This is a genomic window from Microbacterium sp. NPDC076911 (assembly GCF_040687125.1).
Classification (GTDB): Bacteria; Actinomycetota; Actinomycetes; order Actinomycetales; family Microbacteriaceae; genus Microbacterium.
Genome location: NZ_JBFBMP010000001.1, coordinates 459,022 through 478,435 on the forward strand (window position 1 = coordinate 459,022; position 19,414 = coordinate 478,435).

Annotated in this window: 16 protein-coding genes; 11 read left to right on the plus strand and 5 right to left on the minus strand. The window is 62.0% G+C overall.

What is annotated here, in order from left to right; genetic code table 11:
• Nucleotides 1–51: 51 nt before the first annotated feature.
• Nucleotides 52–732: an SOS response-associated peptidase family protein gene (locus AB0O81_RS02245; RefSeq protein WP_363580761.1), complete on the plus strand. Its 681-nt coding sequence runs from the start codon at nt 52–54 to the stop codon at nt 730–732.
• Here the strand turns inward: AB0O81_RS02245 and AB0O81_RS02250 are convergent.
• Together AB0O81_RS02250 and AB0O81_RS02255 are read right to left on the minus strand one after the other, a co-directional pair.
• A complete protein-coding gene (locus AB0O81_RS02250; protein ID WP_363580763.1) occupies nt 694–1,743 on the minus strand; it encodes a phosphatase domain-containing protein in 1,050 nt (349 codons plus the stop codon). The two genes, AB0O81_RS02245 and AB0O81_RS02250, sit on opposite strands and share 39 nt — an antisense overlap.
• A 4-nt stretch (nt 1,744–1,747) precedes the next feature.
• On the minus strand, nt 1,748–2,410 hold the full coding sequence (locus AB0O81_RS02255; protein ID WP_363580765.1) for a DedA family protein: 663 nt from the start codon (nt 2,408–2,410) through the stop codon (nt 1,748–1,750).
• Between the two features lie 42 nt (nt 2,411–2,452).
• Here AB0O81_RS02255 and AB0O81_RS02260 point away from each other — a divergent pair, with 42 nt between their 5' ends.
• The 5 genes from AB0O81_RS02260 (at nt 2,453) to holA (ending at nt 10,565) form a co-directional block, all read left to right on the plus strand.
• Nucleotides 2,453–3,784, plus strand: coding sequence for an anthranilate synthase component I family protein (locus AB0O81_RS02260; RefSeq protein ID WP_363580767.1), 1,332 nt, complete (start codon nt 2,453–2,455; stop codon nt 3,782–3,784).
• Between the two features lie 55 nt (nt 3,785–3,839).
• A complete protein-coding gene (gene leuS / locus AB0O81_RS02265) occupies nt 3,840–6,410 on the plus strand; it encodes a leucine--tRNA ligase (RefSeq protein WP_363580770.1) in 2,571 nt (856 codons plus the stop codon).
• Between the two features lie 91 nt (nt 6,411–6,501).
• Entirely contained in the window at nt 6,502–7,125 is a 624-nt protein-coding gene (locus AB0O81_RS02270; RefSeq protein ID WP_363580772.1) for a ComEA family DNA-binding protein, read from the plus strand.
• Nucleotides 7,126–7,146: 21 nt separating this feature from the next.
• The gene (locus tag AB0O81_RS02275) at nt 7,147–9,477 is read left to right on the plus strand and encodes a ComEC/Rec2 family competence protein (RefSeq protein ID WP_363580774.1); all 2,331 of its coding nucleotides are present in this window, start codon (nt 7,147–7,149) and stop codon (nt 9,475–9,477) included.
• A gap of 50 nt (nt 9,478–9,527) precedes the next feature.
• Nucleotides 9,528–10,565 carry a DNA polymerase III subunit delta gene (holA, locus tag AB0O81_RS02280; protein WP_363580776.1) on the plus strand — a complete coding sequence of 346 codons (1,038 nt, stop codon included), beginning with the start codon at nt 9,528–9,530 and terminating at the stop codon, nt 10,563–10,565.
• 84 nt (nt 10,566–10,649) lie between these two features.
• Here the strand turns inward: holA and rpsT are convergent, their stop codons facing one another.
• Complete coding sequence (rpsT, locus tag AB0O81_RS02285) at nt 10,650–10,910, minus strand: 30S ribosomal protein S20 (RefSeq protein ID WP_337338008.1); 261 nt, start codon at nt 10,908–10,910, stop codon at nt 10,650–10,652.
• A gap of 114 nt (nt 10,911–11,024) precedes the next feature.
• Complete coding sequence (locus tag AB0O81_RS02290; RefSeq protein WP_363580779.1) at nt 11,025–11,744, minus strand: alpha/beta hydrolase; 720 nt, start codon at nt 11,742–11,744, stop codon at nt 11,025–11,027.
• Nucleotides 11,745–11,849: 105 nt separating this feature from the next.
• Between AB0O81_RS02290 and lepA the strand changes: the two genes are divergently transcribed.
• The 3 genes from lepA (at nt 11,850) to hemW (ending at nt 15,644) form a co-directional block, all read left to right on the plus strand.
• Nucleotides 11,850–13,700, plus strand: a complete 1,851-nt coding sequence (gene lepA / locus AB0O81_RS02295; protein ID WP_363580781.1) for a translation elongation factor 4 — start codon at nt 11,850–11,852, stop codon at nt 13,698–13,700.
• Nucleotides 13,701–13,765: 65 nt separating this feature from the next.
• Nucleotides 13,766–14,416 carry a DUF1990 family protein gene (locus AB0O81_RS02300; protein ID WP_363580783.1) on the plus strand — a complete coding sequence of 217 codons (651 nt, stop codon included), beginning with the start codon at nt 13,766–13,768 and terminating at the stop codon, nt 14,414–14,416.
• Between the two features lie 10 nt (nt 14,417–14,426).
• The gene (gene hemW / locus AB0O81_RS02305; protein ID WP_363580785.1) at nt 14,427–15,644 is read left to right on the plus strand and encodes a radical SAM family heme chaperone HemW; all 1,218 of its coding nucleotides are present in this window, start codon (nt 14,427–14,429) and stop codon (nt 15,642–15,644) included.
• A gap of 2 nt (nt 15,645–15,646) precedes the next feature.
• On the opposite strand, the gene AB0O81_RS02310 is transcribed toward hemW, so the two are convergent.
• Nucleotides 15,647–17,089 (minus strand): carboxylesterase family protein, encoded by a 1,443-nt coding sequence (locus AB0O81_RS02310; protein ID WP_363580787.1) that lies wholly within the window; start codon nt 17,087–17,089, stop codon nt 15,647–15,649.
• A gap of 123 nt (nt 17,090–17,212) precedes the next feature.
• On the opposite strand from AB0O81_RS02310, the gene hrcA reads away from it, so the two are divergent.
• Nucleotides 17,213–18,253 (plus strand): heat-inducible transcriptional repressor HrcA, encoded by a 1,041-nt coding sequence (gene hrcA / locus AB0O81_RS02315; RefSeq protein WP_363580789.1) that lies wholly within the window; start codon nt 17,213–17,215, stop codon nt 18,251–18,253.
• Between the two features lie 49 nt (nt 18,254–18,302).
• Entirely contained in the window at nt 18,303–19,412 is a 1,110-nt protein-coding gene (gene dnaJ, locus AB0O81_RS02320) for a molecular chaperone DnaJ (protein ID WP_363580791.1), read from the plus strand.
• Nucleotides 19,413–19,414: the final 2 nt, after the last annotated feature.

The window sequence follows — 19,414 nt, forward strand, 5'->3', positions numbered from 1 at the left end:
TCGCGCACCGATGCTCATCGTCCCGTCGGATGCGGCGACTACCTTGGACTCATGTGCGCAAGCTATGGACTCGACCCTCGGTTTACGGATCCGGACGAGATTCTTGCCGACGATGACGATCTTTTCAAGAACCTCAGTGCTTGGGCACAAGTGAACGACGGCTCAACGTTGTTACCTACCGGCAAGAATTTGCGAAACTTGAACCCCATCCTTGTGTCGAAGAACGGTCAACGAGTTCTTGAAAATGCGTGGTGGGGCTATCTGATCGACGGTGCTCCCGCGAAGTTCCCCTCCATCAACACGAGAGCCGAGCGCTTGCGAGATCGCAAAGAAGCTCTTCCGCCTCGGGCTCTTGTTCCAGCGACGCGATGGTTCGAACTGCGAAAACCCCAGCGCACATGGTACGAGTTCGGCGGCGACCATTCCCTCTTCGCGATGGCCGCGGTCACTCGACCCGGACGAACGTCCGACGGCACGGAATACACGTGCTACTCACTTGTTATGCGGCCCGCGACAGAAGAACTAAGCGAGATCCACGATCGCGTACCGCTGCTTGTACCACGTTCTTTCGCAGGCGACTGGCTGACCAGCGATTTACCTTCACGTGAGCTCATAGAAGAGGCCGTTGCTCACTCCGAATTCGCCCTGCGTCGGGTCAACGCACGCGCCATTGGCGAACGTCCGACATCTCGCTCAGCGGGGGATGATCCCCAGGGACTCAAGCTGTTCTAGCAGTCCTGCACCATCTGACTCCGTCAGCCAAGGCACCTCGAACGCAGCATGGTCATTCACCGCAGTGCGCCCGCCCGCCAGCACCGCCTCCGCGGTTGAGAGTCGACGAATGGCGACGGCAGCAACTTTGTCGGGGTTCTCATTCGCAAACTCGGTGTAGATCGCGTCATCGTGCTGCCCATCATCGCCGATAAGCAACCACTTGACCTCGGGGAACTCGGTGGCTAGACGCCGAAGATTCTCCTGTTTGTGCGCCATTCCGCTGCGGAACCACCGATCGTGTGTTGGCCCCCAGTCTGTGAGCAAGAGCGAGCCTGAGGGAAAAAGGTGGCGTCGCAAGAACTGGTTCAGAGTGGGGGCGACATTCCACGCTCCCGTAGACAGGTAGATCATCGGTGTGCCCGGCGTGGCTTGGGCAACCTTTCCCAGCAACACTGCCATGCCTGCGACCGGTTGGCGCGCATGCACGTCGACGACAAACGAGTTCCACGCGGCGATCAGTGGCCGAGGCAACGCGGTCACCATCACGGTGTCATCTACGTCGGAGATCACCCCAAAACGAATGTCCGGCGCAACCATAAAGACACGCGACTCTACAGGTTCGCCGCCCTCTACAGACATGGTGAACCTTTGCCAGCCAGGCTCGAGCGACACCGGGAGCACAGCATCAAGCACTCCGCCGCGATCGGTGACCACTTCGTGTGTCGCGCCGCCGATCGTCACGGTCACTTGCGCGTAGCCGATCGGGACAGCGGCGAAACTGCGCCATCCACGCACGCTGGCGAGCTCGCCGCTCTCTGCGGTCGGCAACGGGGGCACAATCATGGCGCGTCCGAGCACTCGAGCCCAGCCCCTGTCACTGCTTCCGCCGCCGTATCCGGGGAATGCGGTGATCGTCGGTACTTTGCCGCGAGCGCGCGCACGCCTCTCCCGCCATGCGTGCAGCCGATATTCCAACCGCGCGAACCAGAGCGCTTTTTTGCGCGCGGGCGCTGCGTCGTTCTCGGGCATTTTCCTAGTCTTTCATGTCGCCCAGAGCGTCGTCCTCCATATGGCGCCGCTCGAGCCGATGAACGACCTTCTTCAGCACGAACACGGCGATCACGAGAATGACGATGATCCCGACGAATATATAGCCAGCGAAGTGCAGGCGATCGGCCAGCTCGCGGTACGTGCCCGCAGCGAGTGCCGCCACGGGGATGTAGAGCGACGCCCAGACTATGCACGCTGGCAAGGTCCAAGCGAGGAAACGCCGATACGAGTAATGGGTCATTCCGACCGTGAGCGGCACCAGCGAGTGAAGCACCGGCAGAAATCGAGAAATGAAGATTGCGAGGCCACCGCGACGATCGACGTAGCGTTCTGAACGAGCCCAGTTCTCGTCACCGATTCGCTGGCCGAGCCAAGATCTGCGGATCCGTGGCCCTAGTAAGCGGCCAAGCCAGAACCCGATCGACTCACCGATCAGGGCGCCGACGACCACGGCCAGCCCCAGCATGAGGCCCTCAGCCCACGACGCGACCGCTGTGCCCGCCACGATCACGATCGTGTCGCCTGGCACGATCAATCCGATCAGCACGCTCGTTTCAAGCATGATCGCGACCCCGGCAATAAGACTGCGAACCAGCGGATCGACAGCTTGAACGGCATCAAGCAACCACGTCAACAACTCGTTCACCCCAAAATCCTACGGGGGTTGGGAGCGCATTAGCCTGGGGATATGGCGCAGGTTCTCTCAAGCTTTCTTTGCGATCAATGGATTGATCCTTCGAGAGTGCACAGCGAGCTGTCTGCAACTTCTGAACATTCGTTTTGGCTGGATGCAGGGCCCGCGGCAACCCGCGGGTGGAGCTGGGTCGGAGTGGGCGTTCCCGAACCAGACGCCGCGCTCGTCAACGAGGTCGTCTGTGTTGAACATCGCCAGGCAACCGACACCTACAACGGGACGTTTCGCGGCGGCTGGGTGGGGTGGATGGGCTACGACGATTCCGCATCGCGTGCTGGTGCCCCTTCCGCAGTAGATCGATTCGCAATTCCTCAACAACTTTGGCTGCGAGCCACTCAGTTCTTCGCCTTCGATCACGCACACGGACGAATGTGGGCTCTTGCTCCTGCGGGCGATCTCGCATCGCTTATCGCGATAGGGGAGCGGGCAGCGCGCGCAACTGCTGTGTCGGTGCCCCGAGCGCCGCGTCGCGACCTTGTGCCCCGCCATAGTCCGGAGATTTACGCCTCACTGATTGAGCGCTGTCGTGACTCGATCAGCCGCGGGGACGCATATCAACTCTGCTTGGCAACCCGCTTCGAGCTCGAACTTGGCGAACAACTAAACATGCACGATGTCTATGCCCGCTTGCGCCTGGCCACCCCGTCTCACCACGGGGCGCTCATCATGTCTGCGGGCGTGGCGCTCGCGAGCGCGAGTCCAGAGCGATTCCTAGAGGTCTCACGCTCAAGGGTGCGCACCAGGCCCATCAAAGGCACGCGCCCCCGAGGCTCGAACGGCGAGGCCGATGCCGCGTCGCGAGCGGAACTCATAGAAAGCGAGAAGGAACGAGCTGAGAACGTCATGATCGTCGACCTGATGCGCAACGATCTGTCGAAGGTATGCCTGCCAGGGTCCGTCGCAGTAGAGGAGTTGCTGGCGGTCGAGTCATACGCCGCAGTGCATCAGTTGGTGAGCACAGTGGCTGGCACGCTCGCGCCAGAAACGACCGTGGGCAACCTGCTGGCTGCTACATCACCGGCAGGGAGCATGAGCGGTGCGCCGAAACTGTCAGCGATGACAATTCTGCACGCACTCGAGGGCGATGCTCGCGGGCTATTCGGTGGATGCTTCGGCTGGATCGGTGACGACGGCGGATTGGACCTCGCGATGGTGATTCGCTCGATCGTCGCGCATCCCGACGGGGCGTATGTCGGTGCTGGCGGAGGAATCACTTGGCATTCGAAGCCGGCCGACGAGGTGGCCGAAGTTGGAATCAAGGCGCGAGGCCCGCTCGCCGCGCTCGGAGCTGCTCTGCCGCCGGGTTGGTGCGACATCGTCGGGTAACCTGGAAAGAGCGCGCTGTGCGCTTTCCTGTGCACCCCATGATTGGTATCACCACGTGAGTCATACGCCGTTTCCCGAGTCCGGTGGGTTCGACACCCAAGCTATCCAGGACAAATGGCAGGAGCGTTGGGCCAAAGCCGATCCGTTCCGCGCGGGTGGAGCTGAAGACACGCGTCCCCGCAAGTACGTGCTCGCGATGTTCCCCTATCCGTCCGGTGATCTTCACATGGGGCACGCCGAGAACTATCTATATTCCGACATCGTCGCGCGCGCGTGGCGCCACCGAGGCTACAACGTACTCAACCCGATCGGTTGGGACTCGTTCGGTCTACCGGCTGAGAACGCCGCCATCAAGCGCGGGGTCGAGCCTCGGGAGTGGACCTACGCAAACATCGAGCAGCAGAAGCAAGGCTTCCGTTCATATGGCGTGTCATTTGACTGGAGTCGCGAGCTCCACACTAGCGATCCGGAGTACTACCACTGGAACCAGTGGCTCTTCCAGCGCCTGTACGAACGCGACCTCGCCTATCGTAAAGAGAGCCCGGTCAACTGGTGCACCAACGATCAGACGGTTCTTGCGAACGAGCAGGTCGTCGAGGGACGTTGCGAGCGCTGTGGCGCGGAAGTAATCAAGAAGAAGCTGACTCAGTGGTACTTCAAGATCACGAAGTATGCCGACCGCTTGCTTGACGACCTGAACCAACTCGAGGGTTTCTGGCCGCACAAGGTTCTGCAGATGCAGCGCAACTGGATCGGTCGTTCAATCGGCGCCGACATCGATTTCCAAATCGAAGGGCGCGAGGAATCGGTAACGGTCTTTTCGACCCGTCCCGATACCCTGCACGGCGCGACGTTCTTTGTCCTGGCTCCAGACGGAGACTTGGCGGCAGAACTGGTCGCCGGGGCAACACCCGAGGTCCAAGAGCGCTTCGAGACCTACCTGGCTGGCGTTTCGCGGCAAACCGAGATTGAGCGGCAGAGTACTGACCGTCCCAAGACTGGGGTCTTCCTGGAGCGATACGCCATCAACCCGGTAAATGGCGAGCGTCTGCCGATCTGGGCCGCAGACTACGTCCTCGCGGACTACGGTCACGGTGCGGTGATGGCAGTCCCCGCTCATGACCAGCGCGACCTCGACTTTGCCAGAGCCTTTGATCTGCCCATTCGAGTCGTGGTCGACACCACAGCCCCCATTACCGGAGCGATCCCCGTCATCGAGCTCGATGATGAGGGCGTCCCGATCGATCCAGGTATGGACGATTCAATCGATGAGCTCAACCCTGCCAAGACCGGCATGGCTCTTGTGGGCGAAGGCCGAATGATCAATTCGGGGGCGCTGGACGGTCTCTCAAAGCGCAACGCGATCGCGCGCAGCATCGAGCAACTCGAGGCAGCCGGTACTGGGCGCGCCGCCAAAACCTACCGGCTTCGGGACTGGCTGATCTCGCGGCAACGGTTCTGGGGTACTCCCATTCCAATGATTCATACTGCAGATGGCCGCATCGTTCCTGTTCCTCACGAGCAGCTTCCGCTGCAATTGCCGGATGCTGCTGGTCTAGACCTCACGCCAAAGGGCACATCACCATTGGGTGGTGCCACCGAGTGGATTCAGACGACCGATCCCCAGACAGGCGAATCTGCGCGACGCGACCCCGACACGATGGATACCTTCGTCGATAGCTCGTGGTATTTTCTGCGTTTCCTCGCCCCAAACGATGCCACGCAGGCGTTTCCCTCGGCCGAAGCGAACAAGTGGGCGCCCGTCGATTCTTACGTGGGCGGCGTTGAGCACGCCATCTTGCACCTTTTGTATGCCAGGTTCATCACCAAGGTGCTATTCGATATGGGGTACATCGAATTCACGGAGCCATTCTCTTCGCTGATCAACCAGGGAATGGTTATTCTCGGCGGTTCGAAGATGTCGAAGAGCAAGGGCAACCTCGTGCTGTTCAAAGACGAGATCGACGCCCATGGCGCCGATGCGCTGCGAGTCGCACTCGGGTTCGCCGGGCCGGTTGAAGACGACAAAGACTGGAACGATGTCTCGACGACGGGAGCGCAGAAATTCCTCGCGCGCGCCCTTCGCGTCGCGCAGGACGTCAACAGCGATCCCAGTGTCGTGTGGGCCGAGGGAGATCAGGCACTGCGTCGCGTCACTCACCGGCTGCTTGCAGACGCACCCGGGCTTATCGACCAGACGAAGTTCAACGTCGTCGTCGCGCGTTTGATGGAACTCGTCAACGCAACCCGAAAGACTATCGATTCAGGCGCAGGCGCCGCCGATGCAGCGGTCCGTGAAGCAGCCGAAGCAACCGCGATGGTGCTTGATCTGTTTGCTCCGCACACCGCCGAAGAAATGTGGGAGATGCTCGGCTACACCGGCTTCGTCGGTCTAGTGCCGTGGCGCGTTGCCGACCCAATGCTGCTGGTCGAAGACACGGCCAAAGCCATTATTCAGATCGATGGCAAGGTGCGTGCAACACTCGACGTCTCCGCCAAGATCGATGCGGCGACCCTCGAGGACCTCGCGCGCACCGACGACCGAGTGATCAAGGCGTTGGCTGGTCGCGAGATCACGCGTGCCGTGGTGCGCCCGCCCAAGGTCGTCAGCTTCAGTACCAAATAGGCACTCCTCCTAGCGGTGGGCCGCAAAGCCGTCATGCACAACTGAACGTGCATGGCGGCTTTGCGCGCGCCAGCGCTTCTAGCGTGAGCGGGTGTCAGCGACGAAGGATCATTCCACGCCCTCTCCGCGCCAGCGACTGGGGCTCGGGGCCGCGATCGTCATCGTCATAGCCGCGCTTGCCTTGACGGTCGGAATCGGCGTTGTGCGCTCAACTGTGCAGCCGAGCGAAGACGTGGCTATTGCAGACGTATCGAGCACAGCGGTCAACGACCCCAGCGTGATCTACGTGCACGTATCAGGAGCGGTTGCGACGCCTGGGCTCTACGTTCTTGACAGCGGTGCACGGGTAGTCGACGCGATCGCCGCGGCCGGCGGATTCGACGACGAAGCAGCCCCGAGCGCGCTCAACCTTGCGCGACTCTTGGCCGATGGCGAGCAGTTGGTCGCGCCGACGACCGCCGACCTCGAACGTACCTCTGATGCGAGCAATGTAGAGGTCACTGGGTCCGAAACATCTTCGAATGGCCGAGTCAATCTCAATAGCAGTGACCTCGCGCAGCTTGACACTCTGCCGGGCATCGGGCCGGCGCTGGCTCAACGCATCATCGAATGGCGCGATGCGAACGGCGGCTTTACGAGCGTCGAAGACCTGCTCGCGGTGTCAGGTATCGGAGAGAAGATGCTCGCGACCCTCCGCGACCTGGTGGTGATCTGAGCGGTGTGGCGTCGGCCAGGGGTGCGGCTGATCCCCGTCGTCGCGGTGACGTGGAGCGTCTGTGCCATCACGACCGAGTTCCCCGAAGCTGCACGTTCCACCGCTGCTGGCTTGTGGGGAGTCATGTTCGTCGCGCTTGCAACAATGGCGTGCGCCGGACTGCGCAGCAAAAGCGAAACGTTCTCGCACGCGATCTTGACCGTACTCACTGTGATCGTCGTGGCCGCAGCGTTGGGCGCGGCGGCCGCCACGAATGTGGCACTTGAGGCACCACTACGCGCCCAGGTGCAGGCGCTCGGCCTAGATGATGGGCGCGCGATCGCTATTGAAGCCACCGTTGTCGGCAAGGTTGAACGACGCACAGATGACAGCGTCGCGTTTGACGCGACCGTTTCCGTCATCGTGCTCGGGGAGGATGAACACGCCGTGCACGGCCCCGTCATCGTGCGCGTCGAGCCGGCCGACATCGCCGATAGCAACAGCATCGACGTCGGTGCGGTCATCCGGGCGCATGGAACCGCACGCCCCGCCTACGAGGGGTCCAGAGCCCTCTTTGAAATCGATGCGTCGCGGGAGATCTCAGTGCTGACGGCACCGTCTGGCGTCTTTGCTTTGGCATCACATCTCCGTCACCACCTCGTCGAATCAGCTTCACGAATGCCCGGCTACGGCGCAGAGCTCATCCCAGGCCTAGCGATAGGCGACACTGCGCTGGTGAGCACCGAGCTCGACCAGGCGATGAAGACCTCATCGCTATCGCATCTCACGGCGGTCTCCGGTGCGAACTGCGCACTCGTCGTGGGTATTGCGTTCCTCATGGCAGCGCAGTGCGGCGCCGCACGCGCGTTGAGAGTGCTGTGCGGGCTGACAGCCTTGGCGGGGTTTGTGCTCATCGTCACGCCTGAGCCAAGCGTCGTGCGAGCAGCTGCCATGGCAATTGTCGCGATGCTTGGGGTGTTGTTGGCCCGCACCGCCGCGGGGTTGGCCGTACTGTGTCCGGCGGTATCTCTGCTTCTGGTCATTGATCCGTGGTTGTCGGCATCTTTGGGTTTTGCGCTGTCGGCGGCCGCGACTGCGGCGCTTCTGCTGCTTGCGCGGCCGCTCGCCCACGGACTGTCGCGCTGGCTGCCTAGGGCGCTCGCTCTGGCTCTGTCCGTGCCGCTCTCAGCGCAGCTCGTCTGCGGACCGCTGCTAATACTGATCGCCCCCACAGTGCCGATCTACGGCGTGCTGGCAAACCTGTTGGCCGCACCGGCGGCGCCGGTGGCGACCGTCATTGGTTTGGGGGCATGTCTGATGCCGTGGGCGCCGTGGGTTCAAGATGGTTTGGTCGCACTGACGTGGTTGCCGGCATCGTGGATCGCTGGGACCGCGCGAACTGCTTCCGAGCTCCCTGGCGCGTCACTGCCTTGGGCCGAGGGCCTGTGGGGTGCGGTGCTGCTTACAGCGATCGGTCTTGCGGTCTTTGTTGTGCTGGTGGGTGCAGGGCAACGTCGATGGCAGCGCGCGACCGTCACTATCGCGGCTCTGTCGCTCGCGGTTGTGGTCGGCATCGGAGGCGGCGCTGCGCTCTTAGCGTCGAGCTTCGGACGATTCACCTTGCCGGCCGAGTGGAGCGTGATGGCTTGCGATGTTGGGCAGGGTGACGCGATTCTGGTGAGGTCTGCTGGCGCGATCGCACTGGTGGACACAGGGCCGGACCCGGCGGCGTTGAAGCGCTGCTTGACGAGAGCCGGTGTTGACAAGATCGACATCCTCGTTCTGACGCACTTCGATGCAGACCACGTCGGCGGCGTGGACGCAACTGTCGGACGAGTTCACAGTGTTCTGCACGGCCCGCCGACACCGGACGGTGCGCTCGTTCTTGACAGTCTCGCGCGCTCTGGGGCGCTCGTATCGCAAGTGCATGCGGGCGTGAACGGCGCTCTTGGGGATTCGCGCTGGCGGGTGCTGTGGCCAGAGGCGGACTCTGCCGCCACGCCGGGCAACGATGCCAGTGTTGTGCTCGACGTGCGTGGTGGGGGAGTGCCCACCATGCTGATGCTCGGCGATCTCTCCGCTGCCCCGCAGCAAAGCCTCCTCGCTTCGCACGTTCTGAAGCCGCCGTACGCGATCGTGAAAGTCGCGCATCATGGCAGTGCCGACCAGTCGACCGCGCTGTACACGACGGCGGCACCGTCGATCGCGTTACTCACCGTCGGCGCTGACAACCGCTATGGCCATCCGCGAGACGAGATTACAGTCGTGCTCAACGACCTCGGGGCAGTGATCGCCCGCACTGATATCGCCGGCACCATCGCCGTGATCACTACCGATACTGGCGCGCGGATCTGGCGTGATCGTGGTGGATGATGGCTCCCGACTCCACCGGTGGTGTCGCCGTCCGTCGGTAGTCTTGTGTCATGCCAGCTTCCGCGCGCCGTCCTGCCACACGCCCGGCACGAAGCAACATCCCCCAGGTGTCGTGGCGAGCCCCTCAACCCGCACCGATCGTGTTGGTCGCGGGCCCAGAAGATGTCTGCGCGGAACGCGCAATTGCAGGAATTCGTGACCAACTGCGTGCGCAAGATGCGAGCCTAGAGGTCTCAGATGTTCGGGCTGACGATTACGCTGCCGGCACGCTTCTCTCGCTGACTTCGCCGTCTCTGTTTGGCGAACCTCGCTTGGTGCGCGTCACCGGAGTCGAAAAGTGTTCCGATGTGTTCTTGTCTGAGGCCGTCTCGTACCTCAACATGCCTCAAGAGGGAGCAACGGTCATACTGCGTCACACCGCGTCAAGCGTGCGCGGCAAGAAGCTTCTCGACGCGGTTCGTGCGGGCACCGGTGGCGGGATCGAGATCGCGTGTCCTGCGATCAAACGTGACTCCGACCGGTTCGATTTCGCCGCGGGGGAATTTCAGGCTGCTCGTCGTCGCATCGCGCCGGTGGCACTACGCGCATTGGTATCTGCGTTTGCAGACGATGTGACCGAACTTGCGGCCGCGTGCCAGCAGCTCATTGCAGACGTCGATGGAGACATCACCGAGCAGGTTGTTGAGCGATATTACGGCGGCCGCGTCGAGACATCGGCTTTTACAGTTGCTGATACTGCGATTGCGGGGCGCTACGGTGATGCGCTGGTTTCGCTCCGCCATGCACTCGCTTCGGGCGCCGACCCTGTACCGGTCGTTGCCGCAATCGCCTCGAAGCTTCGCACCATGGCACGCGTGGCAGGGAATCGAGAACCCGCGAAAGCCCTTGCAGCGCGACTAGGGCTCAAAGACTGGCAGGTCGATCGGGCGCGCCGCGATCTCACAGGGTGGAACGAGACGAGCCTCGGCATGGCTATCCACGCAGCTGCGCGCGCCGACGCCGAGGTCAAAGGCGGGTCACGTGATCCAGTCTTTGCGCTCGAACGCCTCGTGACGGTCATCGCTACGCGCGCGCCGTTCGCCGATTAGAACTCGCCCGCGATTGCCCAAGAGAAAAGGCTCGACCCCGAAGGGTCGAGCCTTTGACGGGACGATGCCCGAAGTTCTTCAGCCTCAGAGAGCCGAGACCTGCTTGGCGATTGCCGACTTGCGGTTCGCTGCCTGGTTCTCGTGAATAACGCCCTTGCTCACGGCCTTGTCGAGCTTCTTCGACGCGGTTGCGAGTGCCTTTTCGGCGGCAGCCTTGTCTCCAGCGGCGACAGCTTCGCGGGTGCGACGCACCTCGGTGCGAAGCTCGCTCTTGACGCGCTTGTTGCGCTCGTTGGCCTTTTCGTTGGTCTTGTTGCGCTTGATCTGCGACTTGATATTCGCCACGTTTGACGTCTTTCGTTCAGAGTGAATGAGAAATGCCGGTTCGCAGTAGAGGGGTGCGTTCCAGCGGTCGTGTGGAATGGGAAGCCCACACGCGCAAGTCAATGTCCGAGTCTATCAGGTCTGCTCGAGTGTCGTGATCGCCAGGTTGAGTAGCGCGTTGAACACGTTCGGCCGCATGGCGGTCACAAGATGAGACGTGCGTGGAACAACTACCAGTTCTGAGTGGGGCGCAACCTTCGCAAACAGACGTTCGTTCACCCGCAGCTGGTCATACTGACCATTGATAAACCACAGCGGCATGGAGATCCGCCCCAGCGACTCAAACAGATTCAGCACGGAAAGACTGCGCAACGCAGCATCTTGAGTGTCGAATGCATAGCCGCCAGCACCAAAGTCGGCGCGAGTGTGTGGCGGCAGTGTGCGATCGAGTACTCGATCCGTGAGCCACATTCCGCGGTCAGGCAGTGAATCGAAGCCGCGTGCGAGCGTGCGATAGGTCGAGAGCCCGAGCCCCCTCGGAATCGCCGTGCATGAGGCAGCGATGAAGCCCGCGACGGGAGATGATTCTTCACGCCCGACGTACTCAATCGACAACAGTCCTCCCATCGAGTGGGAGGCGAGCAGTACCGGACCACGAGTCGCCGCGTCGTGCACAGCGCGATCGATAGTTGCTAAGGCCTCCTCGAGCGTGAACTCTTCACTCATCCGAGAACCGTGTCCTGGCAGGTCGACGGCAACGACACCATTCCCGCGGGCGCGTAGATAGTCCACCTGCGCGCGCCACATAGTCGCTGATGTGCGGATCCCATGTACTAGAACGACCTCGACCGTCATGCAACAGAGGCTATTGCACCGCTGCCGAGCAGTGTGCCTCTCGACACGCTGGGCAAGAGGGCTTCGTTCGGGACATCCAGCCGTTCAACATAGAATCGACTAGCCATGTCACCCCGCGCCCTGAAGCCTCTCGAGCCGTCTGCCACCCCACCGGAGCAGATTCGCAATTTCTGTATCATCGCCCACATCGACCACGGCAAGTCGACGCTGGCCGATCGAATGCTGCAGATCACGGGGGTGGTCTCTGACCGTGACATGCGCGCGCAATACCTCGACCGTATGGACATTGAGCGCGAGCGCGGCATAACCATCAAGTCGCAAGCGGTGCGAATGCCCTGGTTGCTTGACGATCAGGTGCACGCGCTCAACATGATCGATACGCCCGGCCACGTTGACTTCACCTACGAGGTCAGCCGTTCCCTAGCCGCATGCGAAGGCGCCATTTTGTTGGTGGATGCGGCGCAAGGGATCGAAGCGCAAACTCTGGCCAATCTGTACCTCGCACTCGAGAACGACCTGCACATCATCCCGGTACTCAACAAGATCGATCTTCCCGCGGCCGACCCCGACCGCTTCGCAGCCGAGCTTGCTGGTCTTATTGGCGGAGACCCCGACGACGTGCTGAGAGTGAGCGGCAAAACGGGTCAGGGTGTTGAGGAGCTGCTGGATCGATTGGTGCGCGAGATCCCCGCGCCTAAGGGCGATCCTGACGCACCGGCGCGAGCGATGATCTTCGACTCGGTGTATGACGCGTACCGCGGCGTGGTGACGTACGTCCGCATGATCGACGGCGCACTAGCGCCGCGAGAACGAATTCAGATGATGTCGACACGGGCGACTCACGAATTGCTAGAGATCGGCGTGACCAGTCCTGAGCCAGTGCCATCGCAGGGCCTCGGTGTTGGCGAGGTCGGCTATCTGATCACTGGCGTGAAGGATGTGCGCCAGTCAAAGGTGGGCGACACGATCACGCACTTTCGAAAGCCAGCAACCGAGGCACTTCCCGGCTACACCGACCCAAAGCCGATGGTCTTCTCGGGCGTCTACCCGATCGATGGCAGCGACTATGGCGTGCTTCGTGAGGCTCTCGACAAGCTGAAACTCTCCGATGCCTCACTGCAGTACGAACCAGAAACATCCGTGGCCCTCGGCTTCGGATTCCGCTGTGGCTTCCTCGGCTTGCTGCACCTCGAGATCATCACCGAGCGACTCTCCCGCGAGTTCGATCTCGACCTGATCACGACTGCGCCGAGCGTGACATACGAGGTGCGCACCGACGCGGGTGCCGAGATCATCGTGACGAACCCGAGCGAGTACCCCGACGGCAAGATAGCGTCGGTGACCGAGCCAATGGTGAAGGCGGCGATTCTGCTTCCTAAAGACTACGTCGGTACCGTTATGGAGCTCTGCCAGGCGCGTCGCGGCACTCTGCTGGGAATGGAATACTTCAGCGAAGAGCGCGTGGAGCTGCGGTACAACATGCCTCTCGGTGAGATCGTCTTCGACTTCTTCGACCAGCTCAAGAGCCGCACGCAGGGCTACGCGAGCCTTGACTACGAACCGAGCGGACAGCAAGAAGCTGACCTCGTCAAGGTCGACATCCTTCTACAAGGTGACAAGGTCGATGCGTTTAGCTCGATCGTGCACCGCGAGAAGGCCTACGCCTACGGCCAGCTGATGACCGAGCGTCTGCGGAAGCTCATTCCTCGTCAGCAGTTCGAGGTGCCTATTCAAGCAGCCATCGGCGCGCGAATCATCGCTCGCGAATCGATCCGGGCTATGCGCAAGGATGTTCTCGCAAAGTGCTACGGCGGTGACATCAGCCGTAAGCGCAAACTCCTTGAGAAGCAGAAGGAGGGCAAGAAGCGCATGAAGATGGTCGGCCGCGTCGAGGTGCCTCAAGAGGCCTTCATTGCTGCGCTTTCTGGTGACACCGAGGGCAAAGAGAAGAAGTAATCGGATGCTGCTACCCATGCATCTGGCCCAGCATCAGACCCGTAACGCCAAGTAGGCTGTTCGACATGCGGCGCGGGAGTTTCAAAGACGACACAGTCGACTATGCGGCGGTGGGCGCTACCCAGGCGCCGGACCTCATGCACTTTCCGCCCGAGCGCAGCATTCCTGCGGAACAGTCTTGGCGCATCGGCAGCGGAGAGAAACGTTTTCACGGTGCGAGCGAGACATTGCTCTCGTGGACTGCGCAGCGGGGAGCCGGGCTCGCCCTCACCGACGTGCGCCCCGCGTCCGGTCCGATGTACTCCGGCGTGAGCTTCGATGCCGATGGAACTCCGATAGCTCCCAGTCGCGCGGAGGCAGATCTTCGCTACGACGCAGACGGTACCCCGTATGTTGCCCCCGGAACCACCATCCGTGTTCACGGACGAGTGGGCGGTATGAGAGCCGACGCGGAGCTGCGGGTGATCTTCACAATCGATGAGCCTCGACGGGTGGGCTTCGCCCTGGGTACCGTGGGCGACTCGGTCGTCAGCGGCGAAGAATCGTTCATGATCGAGTGGTACGACAACGATCAAGTGTGGTTCACCGTTCGAGCATTCGACGCGCCAACGTCGCTGTTGTATCGCGCGCTGCCTGCGCTCACGCGGCGGCGTCGACGCGAGCTGTTCAGCCGCTATTTGCGCGCAATCTCGCCGCTCTACAACACTCCCGCGTGAAGGTTCACTAGTGGGCTCGGCACTACCCGACGGCGAGCCAGTTCCTCAAGACGGATCCCTGCCCGGTCACACACAGATAGATCTCGCGACCCCCTTTAGCGTCTACTTGCACGTTCCCTTCTGCAGAGTGCGCTGCGGTTATTGCGACTTCAACACCTACACCTCTGAGGAACTGCACGGTGCACGGCAGGATCAATACGCCGACACGCTGCTGCGCGAGGTGGGCTTCTCGCGCGGTGTCCTCGAGCGTGCTGGCGGCATTCGTGCAGCATCCACTGTGTTCTTCGGTGGCGGCACGCCTACGCTTCTGCCGCCCGGAGACCTTGCCCGCATGCTGGACGGTGTGAGGGACGCATTCGAAGTGGTACCCGACGCCGAAATCACCGTGGAAGCCAACCCCGACACGGTCACCGACACGGTGGCAGAGGAACTGGCCGCAGCAGGCGTCACTCGGTTATCGATTGGAATGCAATCAGCGGTTCCACGCGTGCTGGCCGCGCTTGATAGAACGCACAACCCCGCGAACGTCACAACAGCGGTCGCCGCGGCACGCCGCGCTGGCTTGAACGTCAGCATCGATCTTATCTATGGCGCTCCGGGGGAATCCCTCGATGATTGGCGAGCCTCGGTCGACGCCGCGCTCGCCCTAGAACCCGATCACATTTCGGCGTACGCCCTGATCATTGAAGAAGGCACCAAGCTTGCCCGACAGATTAGGCGGGGTGAAGTAGTCGCGCCCGATGATGATGTGCAAGCCGACATGTATGAATACATCGACGCCCGTCTCGCCGACGCAGGATTCGATTGGTACGAGGTATCGAACTGGGCACGCGACGTTTCACAGCGCTCCCGCCACAATCTTGCGTATTGGCAGGGCTCTGATTGGTGGGGATTCGGTCCTGGCGCCCATAGCCACATCGCTGGCGTGCGATTTTGGAATGTGAAGCATCCCGCTGCGTACGCTCAGCGCCTCGCCCAGCAGGTTTCACCCGCGGCAGGGCGGGAGGTTCCCGACGCGAAGGCCCGCGCTCTCGAATCGGTGCTACTTCGAAGCCGCATTCGCGAGGGTCTGCCGATTGCCGAGATCGCGAGTCACTCGCGCACGAACGTTGCTTCCTTGATTGCCGACGGACTTATCGATGGTGCCTCGGCGCTCGGTGGGAACGTCGTGTTGACGTTACGCGGGCGGCTCTTGGCAGACGCGGTCGTTCGCCGGCTGACCGACTAGGCTCAGCGCGCTTTCGGTGCACGCAAAGAATCGAGCGCGGCGGCGCGGCGCAACGAAGTGGTAGTCGTAGTCGTGTCGTACACCTGTGTCGTTCGTTGAGCACGATAGTCGGGCCAACCCGGATCACCGGTTCGAACGAAGCGCACCCAGTCGGCGTGCATTCGGTCGGCGAGCGCCTGGGGCGAATCCGTACCCGCTATGCGGACCGAATCGGCGGCTTGCAGCTGATCGAACACAAAACCAATCTCGATCGAGTGGGCTGCTTTGAGCTCTCGCACCGGGCTCTGCCACGCAAACTCGTAGACGAAAGTGTTCGCACTGCGCTTGTCGGCGATCGCGATCGCGGCCTTGCGCAGTAGCACGTCGGTCGCAACCTGCCCGAGCAGCTCGCCGGTGGTCGCGTGGGGCCATGCTGCGCGATACAGTTTCATCGCCCGCGATGAAACTCTTAGAGCAAGTCGGCCGAGTTGGAGCTTCAGGGTGGTGATGGCGTCCAGCGCCGCCGGGGGAAACCACAGTCGATACTCGTCCGTGTTGGTGCCAATCAGCAGCGGAATCTTGACGTCGACCAGCGCCTGATGAGGCGATACCGGCAAGGTGTCAGGGTCGATGGCAAGTGCGAAACCGGGCGCTCCGCCCAGGGGAGATCCGCCTGCAGACTGCTGTCCTCTCACTTCGACCAGACTTTCAGCACTGACCTGGGCGAACGCATCGCGGGTCGCGGGAAGACCCAGCCGCTTCGCCAATGCGCGGGTCACACGGCCCGCGCGTGGTGCTGAATCGGCTACCAGCGGCGCACTTTCGATTGCGGCGCCCGCGACCAACTTGACTGTGTCGGGGCGCGAGAGCAGTGCTCCGACGATCGCGCCGCCAGCAGACTCGCCCACAATCGTGATGCGGTTCGGATCTCCGCCGAAGCGTTCGATCTCGTCATGAACCCAACGCAGACCCGCGGCAGCGTCTGCGAGTCCCAGATTCCGCGGCGCACCGTCGAGCACCGAGAACCCTTCAGAGCCGAGCCGGTAGGCGATGGAGACGAAGACGACGCCATCGCGTGCGAAGGCAGAGCCGTCGTAGGCGCTCAGGGCCGGTGTTCCTCGTTCGAGAGCCCCGCCATGAAACCACACCATGACGGGCAGGGAGTCCGCCTCTGTGGGAGTCCACACATTGGCCGTCAGAATGTCGTCGCCGGCGATCGCTACGGACGGAAGCAGTTCGCCGATAGCACCTGGATATGGCGACTGCGGTGCAGTGGCACCGAATTGCGTCGCATCGCGTTCTCCATCCCACGGCAAAACAGCCTCGGGCAGCCGAAACCGTCGCTCGTCGAAAGGCGGACGAGCGTACGGGATGCCGAGAAAACGGCAAACACCCGCCGTCTCGGTACCCCGCACGATTCCGGCGGTCAGGTGGAGCTTCGTCGTTGAACTCTGCGAATTACTCATCGCACTAAGCGTAGGTGCGCGCGGCACGAAATGCCGCATGCACGGCCCGTGCTGACACGTCAGGTGTCGAGCCGGTCTAGAATTGGCACTCACAGTTGAGGAGTGCCAGCGGGGAGGAACGCCATGGTCAGCGAACGTGGGCTGGAAGTGCTACGCGCAATCGTCCAGGACTATGTCGACACGCGCGAGCCTGTCGGTAGCAAGACGATCGTCGACCGTCATGCGTTCGGTGTCTCAGCGGCCACTATTCGCAACGACATGGCCCTGCTCGAAGATGAAGAGCTCATTGTCGCCCCTCACACGTCATCGGGCCGCATACCGACAGACAAGGGATACCGCGTTTTCGTGGATCATCTCGCTGAGGTTCGCCCACTCACTCCTGCGCAGCGCACCGCAATTTCCTCGTTTCTTGAGGGGCCGGTAGATCTAGATGACGCCCTCAGCCGCACCGTGCGCGCCCTGACCCAACTCACCGGCCAAGTGGCGATTGTGCAGTACCCGTCATTCGAACGCGCGAGTGTGTCTCATGTCGAGCTTGTGCAACTGGGCAGTGGACGGATGCTTGTGATTGTCGTGACCGACACTGGGAGGGTCTCACAACGGGTCAGCAACGTTCACGACGAGTTCGACGAAACAGACCTCGGGCGCATGCGCGCTGAACTCAGCACGCTATTGGTCGGGCGATCCGTACGCGACGGCCTCCAACGCATTGAAGCTCACCTGGCGTTGCACGATGACCCCACAAAGCCATGGGATGCTGCCACTCGCGTGCTCGCACGTGCCGTAGCGGAAGATCTCGAAGAGTTCAGGCAGGATCGTTTAGTGCTGGCAGGCAGCGCGAACCTGGCAAAACGCGAATCGGACTTTCGTGGCAGCATCTATCCACTTCTGGAAGCCATCGAACAACAAGTGACTTTGGTTCGCCTGATGGGGGAGATGGTGGCCGATGAGCACGGGCTCGCAGCCAGCATCGGCCGCGAGAACGAAGCATTCGGACTCGCAGAAGCATCCGTCGTTACGAGCGACTACGACGCGACGGGTGCCGGGGCGCGAGTGGGATTGCTCGGCCCCACACGCATGGACTATCCCACAAACCTTGCGGCCGTGAGGGCGGTAGCCCGCTACCTCACGCGCATGCTCGAAGAAGACGACACGAGCCGCTGACGCGCGCTCGCAACACGATCCCGCGCTTGTGCGCGGCAGGAAGGCGAAAGTGGCTGACCACTACGAAGTCCTCGGGGTTTCCCGAGAAGCATCCCTCGATGAGATCAAGAAGGCATATCGCCGACTTGCCCGCGAACTGCACCCCGATGTCAACCCCGGGGAAGACGCGTCAGAGCGCTTCAAGCTTGTCACGCACGCATACGACGTGCTGAGCAACGATGAGCAGCGCGCCCGCTACGATATGGGCGGCGACAATGCTGGGTTCGGCGGCGCGGGAGGATTCGGCGGCTTCAACGACATCTTCGAGACTTTCTTCGGCGGCGCCGGCGGATCGCGGAGCGGTCGACCGCGTTCGAGGCGCGAGCGTGGTCAAGACGCCCTGGTACGGGCTACTCTCGACCTTGCGGATGTGGTCTTCGGGGTCCACCGAGACATTGAAGTCGATACCGCGGTGCTGTGTGACACATGCGAGGGTTCGTGTTGCCAACCCGGTACGTCACTGGTGACATGCGACATCTGCCACGGCGCTGGCCACGTGCAGCGTCAGGTGCGTAGCCTGCTTGGAAACGTGGTTACCAACCAGCCGTGCAACGTGTGCTCTGGCTACGGCACCACTATCCCTTACCCTTGCGCGACGTGTCAGGGCCAGGGTCGAGTGCGCTCTCGCCGCACCGTGTCACTCGACATTCCCGCCGGCGTCGAGAACGGTCTGCGACTGCAGTTGCCAGGTTCGGGCGAGGTTGGTCCGGCCGGTGGACCCAACGGTGATCTCTACCTTGAGATAACCGTGAACAACGACGATGTGTTCTCACGCGAAGGCGATGATCTGCTGGCGACTCTTGAGGTGTCCATGAGCGACGCTATCTTGGGCACCAACACCACCATCGAATCGTTGGACGGCTCAGTAGACCTTGAGATTCGAGCGGGTGTGCAGTCCGGAGACGTACTCACGATTAAGGGCCGTGGAATCACGCCTTTGCGAGGGTCGACCCGCGGGGACCTTCGCGTCGGCGTTCACGTGGTGACGCCGACCCGCATCGGCTCGAAAGAGCGCGCCCTCATCGAAGATTTCGCCAAGCGCACCCACGCACCAAGCCCGAGACTCTCAGAGTTTCACCAGGGGATATTCTCCAAGCTTCGCGACCGCTTCCGGGGGTGATC